This window comes from Streptomyces sp. NPDC051172 (assembly GCF_040682555.1).
GTDB lineage: Bacteria > Actinomycetota > Actinomycetes > Streptomycetales > Streptomycetaceae > Streptomyces.
In genome coordinates, this window is sequence record NZ_JBFBBE010000224.1 from 1 (window position 1) to 7,048 (window position 7,048).

The following is a 7,048-nucleotide window of genomic DNA, read 5'->3' on the forward strand; positions in this document are numbered from 1 at the left end:
CCCCTCGCCGGGGCGGGGGGGGGCGGGCCGCCCGGGCCGCTGCCGGAGGGCGGCCCGATCGAGTTGGGCCGCGTCGCCGCGCACGATGACATGCAGTTGCGATAGGCGAATGCGGCACACTCTGAAGTCGAGACCGACTCTGTGTCCGCCGAGAGCTCGAAGGGGAGCCTCATGGAGTTCCGCCCTGTTGAACGCGCGGCTGGGGCGTTTCAGCAGCCTCTGACCACCGAGGAGATCGAGGCGGTCTGCCGTCGAGCCTTCGGGGCCGAGACGCGGGTCGTGTCCGCCGTGGAGCTGGGCGGGGGCATGTACAACACCACCTACCGGGTGGTGGTGGCTGGCCAGGAGCGACCGGTGATCCTGCGGGTCGCACCGGTGCCGGAGCGTCAGTTCCGGTCCGAGCGGCAGCTCATGCGCAACGAGTACGCGGTGCTGCCGCACCTGACGGTGATCGCACCCCTGCTGCCGCGCGTCATCGCCGCGGACTGGTCCCACGACGTGATCGGCCGGGACTGGATGATCCAGAGCCACCTCGATGGGGTTCCGGCACCCGAGCGCCTCGGCACTTACCCGCGCACGCTCTGGCCGGGGTTCTTCCGGCAGATGGGCGCGATCGCCAAGAGGGTCCACGCGGTGCGTGGCCCGCACTTCGGGCCCGTGAACGGCCCGGCGTACGACACCTGGAGCGCGGCCCTGGTCGCGTCCTTGAAGGACATCGCTGCCGACCTCGACAGCGTCGGCCTGGACGCCTCCGATGTGCGCAAGGTCGCCGCCGTGGCTGCGCAGGAGAGCGCGGTTCTCGACGAGGTCGCCGAACCGCGCTGCCTTGGAGGGGACATCTGGACGGTCAACACCATGCTCGACGTAAGCGCCCCGGAGCCGACGATCACGGGGCTGTTCGATATGGATCGGGTCTGGTGGGGCGCGCCGGAGGCGGATTGGACGATCCGGATGGCCATGGCGAAGCAGGACGAGCGGACTGCTTTCTGGGAGACGTACGGGCCCCGGGACGAGTCTGAGCGTGGGGTGTGGCGTTCACGGATCTACGAGGCCCGCAACCTCGGCGCGATCCGGCTGGAGCGCCATCGGCTCGGCAACGCGGAGGGTGTCCGCGATTCCTACCTCTCGTTCGGCCAGATCCTCGGCGCTGTCGCCTGACCGTTCTTGACGGGAGACTCCGGCGGCCGCGGCTCGACCTTGATGTGTACCTGCCGTAGCAGTGCGTCGGCCCGCTCCTCGACGGCCTGTGCGTCGTCGCCGGTGACCACGAAGGACCCCGGAGGTAGGAGGGCCTGGCCGGAGCCCACTTCGACTCGGCGGCCGTGAACGATGGCCGCTCCCACGTCGCACCGCCGGACCGGGGGACCAGACGGACACCTCCGGCGAGCAGCCGACCGCGGTCCAGCCACCTCTCCCGGTCCGGCTCGGCCTTGGGGATGAAGCACTCCGTGACCTCGCCCCCGTCGAGCCTCCACGGCGACGGGCGGTACGCGTACGGTGCGACGAACTCATGGATAAGGGCCTCCGCGTACAGACAGGAGAGCCGGTCGCCTTTGGTCGATGCGATGAGCGTGCCGTCCTTGAGCCGGTGCTTGTAGAGGCGTCCGAACTTCACGCCACACTTGGCGACGCCGAACTTGCGGAAGACGGTCCCGTCCGTGTCCTCGAACTCCACGAGGTACAGCACCGACGGCATCGCGGCCACCTCCGCGTGCCGCTCGATCCGGGCGACACGCGCACACAGCTCATGCAGCCGTAGAGCCGCGTCCGGTGGCGGAGCTTGGCCGCAAGGTCGTTGACGTGGATGTTCTGTACCTTGCCGCAGCCGTCGCACGACGCCTCGGCCGGGGCGCCGCTGCTGGTGTAGTTCCCCGGCGGTAGGGTCCAGCCGGCCTGCCGGGCGATGGCCACGGCCTCCTCGACGGGCCGCCGGTTGCTGTCCCCGATCGCGGCCCGGGCGGGCGCGTTGGCGTGTAGCAGTGCGGCTTCATGACCATGCACCGTAGCGTCTCGGCCCCGAACGCGCGTCGGTAGTAGCCGAGTTGGGTACGGTCCGACCGGCAGTCCGGATCGGTCGGGTCGGAGGCGAATCATGAAGAGTCCGCACGTGGGGCTCGCGGCGTTCGAGACCAGAGCGGGCGAGGCTGCCCGGACTCTGCTGCACAACCAGGGCTACGACGGCGGGTGGGGCCTCACCCTGACCTCGGTCTCGTCGATCGTCAACACCAGCGAGGTCCTGCCGATTCTGCGGGCCGCCGGCATCGCCGGACAGCCGGTTCGCCAGGGGCTCGACTTCCTCACCGGCGCCATCCCGGAGCACTCGCGGCCCCGGCCCAAAGGCGGTCGTGGTGAGCACACCCGGTTCATCGCCTTCGGCCTGGCCGGACTGCTGTCCCACCCTCGCTTCTTCCACCACAACGGCGTCGCGGAGACCGCGGCCTGGTGCGTCGGCTGGCTGGAGGACCACCAGGTCGACCACGGCTGGCCCGAAGTCCTCGGACTCGACGACACCTCGCTGCACCAGACCGCCCTGGTGGTGCACCGGCTCGCCGAGCTCAGAGACTCCCTCCACGACTTCGGCCCCGGACTCCTCTTACCCGGCGGGGTGGAGACCACCAGCCTGCTGGAGCGAGTCGAACCGCTGATCGACCACGGATTGCACGGCCTGCTCTACCACCGGCGCCCCAGCGGGGCATGGGGGTGGCGTACCTACATCGACACCGACCCGAGCCCGAGCAAGACCGCGCTGTGCCTGCTCGCGCTGTCGACCGTCTGCTCGGGCACCGGGCCCGGCGGCGAGCCTGCCTATCGGGACGGCCCGCGGGAGGCGGGCGGGGTGCACGGCCCGGTGCAGCGGAAGCGGCTGTCCGACGTGGTCGCCGAGGCCGGCCAGTGGCTGCTGCACAACCACCACCGGTGGGAGGAGTTCGTCGAGGACGACAAGGACGTACAGGGCACGGCGTGGGAACACATGGCGTACGCGCTGTGCACCCAGGCTGCCATCCGGGCCGGCGCCAGCCCGCGCGATCCCCGCCTCGCCAAGGCGTGGAAGTTGATGAACGATCTGTGGGACCCGGAGGCCGGACTGTGGAACGAGCCGGGCGCCTCGGGTAAGCGCGCCACCATCCGGGCCGCGTACTACACGGTGTCGGCCTACGAGGAAGCGATGCAGCGTCTGGCCCGGATGAACCTTGCCGACCCCGCCTCCGAGGATGCAAGCGAGGCGTCGGCCGAGATGGTCATCGTCCATGTCGCCCTCGGTCCTGGCCGGACCGTCCTCCTCGGGGCACGCGACAGCGAAGGAAGGGTGGCGTGTGAGCTGTCGGAGCGCCTGTTCGACGTGGTGAAGGTCGTGTACGACGCTCCTGAGGCTGGAATGGCGACCGAGCGGATCGCGGGGAAGCTCTACGTCGCCCCGTCCTCAGTGCCCAAGTACGTTCAGCGCCTCAACCGGGCCGTCTCTGCGGCCTTCGGCGGCGCCCCGGCCCGGCTACTGCTGGCCAGCACGGTGGACGGGGCCAGCGGGTACCGACTTGCAGGGCGGTAGGCCGCCTACGACGTGGCGCGCTCCCCGGCCACCGGGTAGTTCAGCAGGGCGAACCGCGCCAAGGAACGGACCTGGTCGAAGGTCCTGAGGGTGTCGAGGTCCTCCAGGCCGAACCAGGCGGCCCCGTGCACCTCTTCGAGCTGCGCCTCCACGGCCTGCTCCCGGGTGCCCGGCTGCCGCTGGACGTAGAAGAACTGGACCAGCGCCGGCGTCGGGAAGCCTTCGCGCTCGATGTCCACGTAGAACGGCACGGGTTCAGGTGTGGCGTTGTGGTCGGCCGGGTGGATGGCCGGCTGGCTGGAGATCGCCTCCACCAGCAGCCCCGTCTCCTCCTTGAACTCGCGCACCGCCGTGCCCGCGAAGGACTCCCCGGGCTCGATATGACCGCCCGGCGGAACCCATTTGTCGAAGCGGTTGTGGTGCACGAGCAGCACCTTGCCACGCTCAACGAGGTAGCCCGAGCAGCAGTACACCAGACCGATGTCGCGGGCGGTCTGGCCGTCGTGGATCAGAATCGAGCGAGGCACCCCGCCACGATAGCCCACAGGAAACCACTCGAACTCCCGTCCAGATGACGCGACTTCAGCGAAGTGTCAGCGCCGCCCCGATGACATGTCATCGGCAATGACAGCGCGATGTCATCGCGTACACGTCACGGCGAGGCGGATCGTGGTCGCATCCCGGCCCGCGGCTCCCGCTCGCGGCCGGGCGATGCCCCTGTCCGTCGAGGAGAGGACCCCGATGCGCTCTCGCCCGTCCCCGTGGCGTGCCCGGTACCAGCAGCGGTTCGCGGCCCCGCAGACCGTGGTGGTGCAGCCCACGACCTGGTGCAATCTGGACTGCCGGTACTGCTACCTGCCGTTTCGCAAGCTCAAGCACCAGATGCCCCTGGAGGTGGCCGAGGCACTGGCGCAGGCGGTGGCCCAGTTCGACGACAGCGGCCATCCGATCGGCATCGTCTGGCACGGCGGGGAGCCCCTCGCCGTGGGACAGCAGAAGTTCGCCGCCCTGCTCGCGCCGTTCGAGGCACTGCGGCAGGCGGGCCGAGTCCACCACTATGTGCAGACCAACGCGACGCTGATCACCGAGACGTGGTGCGACCTGCTGGCCGCGTACGAAGTCCGCGTCGGGGTGAGCATCGACGGCCCGGCCGCCTTGAACGCCGAGCGCGTCGACCTGCGAGGCAAGCCCGCCTTCGACCGGATCCTGCGCGGAATCGCGCAGCTGCGCGAGCACAGCATCCCGTTCTCCGTCATCTCGGTGGTCGGCACCCTGGGCATCGCGATGCCGGAGGAGCTGCTGGAGTTCCTGACCTCTCTGGGCGGCCATTCGGTGGGCTTCAACATCGAGGAGATCGAAGGGGTCAACACCGACCGGGAGCCGCCCACCGCGGGCCAGGCCGAGGAGTTCTGGCGCCGCATCCTCACCTGGACCCGCCGGCATCCTGGCGCCCCGGCGCTCCGGGAAGTCGAACGCCTCGCCGAGTACCTCCAGCTGATCCGGTCCGGCCGGAGAGCTGAGTGGGACGGGCGCCGCCTCGATCCGATCCCCACCATTTCCTGGAAGGGCGACGTGGTCCTGCTCTCCCCGGAACTCGCGGACACGGCGGCGCCCGAGTACGGCGACTTCGTGGCCGGCAACATCCTCGACCGCCCCCTGCCCGAGATCCTCCGTGATGCCCACCGGCTGCGCTACGTCCGCGACTTTCTCACCGGCCTGGACCGCTGCCAGGCCGAATGCGAGTTCTTCGACTTCTGCCGCGGCGCCCAGGCCGCCAACCGCTACTTCGAGAACGGCGACCTCACGACCACCGTGACCAACTACTGCCGGGTCTCCCGGCAGGCCCTGGTCACGGCCCTGTCCACGCTCGCAACCAAGGAGGCTGTTGCATGAAGATCCTGGACCGACTCACCACATCCGACACCCCCGTCGTGATGGAGTTGATAGCCACGCACGACGTCCCGACCCCGGTGGTCGTTGAAGCAGCGTGGGACAACCGGCCCACGTGGGACAACTGGGCGAAGAACCCGGCTCCCTTCGACAACCGCCCGACCTGGGACAACTGGAACAAGAAGAAGTAGGCCGCGCCGCTGCTGGCACGCCCCGGGCGTGCCAGCAGCACCGGCGACCGAGCCACCGCGCTGGAAGGCTGTTGATGGACACCCGCACGATCCGCCGTACGAGCGTCACGCTCCCTGCCCTGAACGAGCCGGGCCTCTACCTCTCCAACGTCACCTCGCTTGAGGGCGGCCGTGGCCGGGTGGCGGAGTTCCACTACGCCGACGCTGACCTGAGGGACCTCGACCTGGCCGACACCCACCTGATGGACGGGCGGATCACCGGCCTCAAGGCCCAGCGCACCCGCCTGGAGAAGCTCCGCGTCGACTCCGTGGAGTTCACCGGATGCGACCTGTCCTCCCTGCAGTGGACCGACAGCAAGATCTCCCGAGCCGTCTTCCGCGACTGCAAGCTCATGGGCGCCGCATTCGAAGACGTGACACTCGACAACGTCCTGTTCGAGAACTGCAAGTTCGACTACAGCACCCTCACCCGCGTCCGGGCCACCGGCCCGGTGATCTTCGCCAAGTGCTCTCTACGCGAGACCACCTTCGCCGCCGCTGACCTCGGCGCCGCCCTGATCGTTGACTGCGATCTACGGCTGACTGAGTTCGACGGCGGGAAGAACCGCGGCCTGGACCTCCGGGGCAACGACCTCTCCCAGCTCCGCGGCCTGGCCTCGCTCAAGCAGATCGTCATCGACCACGCCCAGACACTCCAGCTCGCCGAGGCCCTCGCCGCCGAGCTGGACGTCACCTTCGGTGAAGACCTCGACGACAAGTAGCCCCGCACCTGCCCTGGGGAGGAACGGCCATGGGCCCACAGCTCTTATTCCACTCCTTCGACGACTTACGCGGCCGGTGCGACATCGCATCGGTCCGGCAGACCGCCAGCGAGTTTGGTTACGACGGCGGCGCCATCGTCCCCGACGAGAACTGGAAATCGATCACCGCCGCCGACGCCGAGCAGCATCGTGCCGATGACTCGGTGCCGGACGGTATCCGGATCGAGCTCGTACGCCGACCGCTACCGGACCTCGACTCCGACGACTTGGCGGCTCGCCTCGAAGCCGCCGCCCGCCTCGACCCCCTCGACGGTCGCTGGCCCACCACCCTCCTGGGGTGCGCGGCCAGCCCCGGCCACTGGGCCACCACCACAGAGGACTCCACCACCGGTCGCCGGATCGGACTGCACGTCGACAACTTCGACCGACTGCCGTACGCCCGACGCCACCAGGGCCGCCGACGGCTCTGCCTCAATCTGGGCCCCGGCCCGCGCTACCTGCTCATCGGCGACCACGACATCCAGCAGATCTGCCGCGCGATCCACGCCGACCCGGACCGGCGCTACCCCCACACCGAGGACGTACGGCAGTACGTCGCCGCAGGACACCCGCTGCGCTGTCTCCGGATCCGCCTCGACCCGGGCGACGGCTACATCGCC

The 7,048-nt window shown here is 69.5% G+C and carries 7 protein-coding genes; 6 read left to right on the forward strand and 1 reads right to left on the reverse strand.

The window, feature by feature from the left end; all coding sequences use genetic code 11:
• Positions 1-171 precede the first annotated feature (171 nt).
• Together AB0N07_RS49050 and AB0N07_RS49055 are read left to right on the forward strand one after the other, a co-directional pair.
• Positions 172-1,158 carry an aminoglycoside phosphotransferase family protein gene (locus tag AB0N07_RS49050; RefSeq protein WP_365847217.1) on the forward strand — a complete coding sequence of 329 codons (987 nt, stop codon included), beginning with the start codon at positions 172-174 and terminating at the stop codon, positions 1,156-1,158.
• 934 nt (positions 1,159-2,092) lie between these two features.
• Entirely contained in the window at positions 2,093-3,547 is a 1,455-nt protein-coding gene (locus tag AB0N07_RS49055) for a hypothetical protein (protein WP_365847219.1), read from the forward strand.
• A 5-nt stretch (positions 3,548-3,552) separates the two neighbouring features.
• Here AB0N07_RS49055 and AB0N07_RS49060 read toward each other — a convergent pair whose 3' ends face one another.
• Complete coding sequence (locus AB0N07_RS49060; protein WP_365847221.1) at positions 3,553-4,074, reverse strand: NUDIX domain-containing protein; 522 nt, start codon at positions 4,072-4,074, stop codon at positions 3,553-3,555.
• Between the two features lie 214 nt (positions 4,075-4,288).
• On the opposite strand from AB0N07_RS49060, the gene amcB reads away from it, so the two are divergent.
• The 4 genes from amcB to AB0N07_RS49080 form a co-directional block, all read left to right on the forward strand.
• Positions 4,289-5,440, forward strand: coding sequence for a cyclophane-forming radical SAM peptide maturase AmcB (gene amcB, locus AB0N07_RS49065; protein ID WP_365847223.1), 1,152 nt, complete (start codon positions 4,289-4,291; stop codon positions 5,438-5,440).
• Entirely contained in the window at positions 5,437-5,628 is a 192-nt protein-coding gene (amcA, locus tag AB0N07_RS49070) for a multiple cyclophane-containing RiPP AmcA (protein ID WP_365847225.1), read from the forward strand. Before amcB ends, amcA begins: the two co-directional genes overlap by 4 nt.
• Before the next feature lie 74 nt (positions 5,629-5,702).
• Positions 5,703-6,389, forward strand: a complete 687-nt coding sequence (locus tag AB0N07_RS49075; protein WP_365847227.1) for a pentapeptide repeat-containing protein — start codon at positions 5,703-5,705, stop codon at positions 6,387-6,389.
• A 29-nt stretch (positions 6,390-6,418) separates the two neighbouring features.
• Positions 6,419-7,048, forward strand: a 630-nt coding sequence (locus AB0N07_RS49080; protein WP_365847229.1) for a hypothetical protein, incomplete at its 3' end; no start/stop codon positions are given.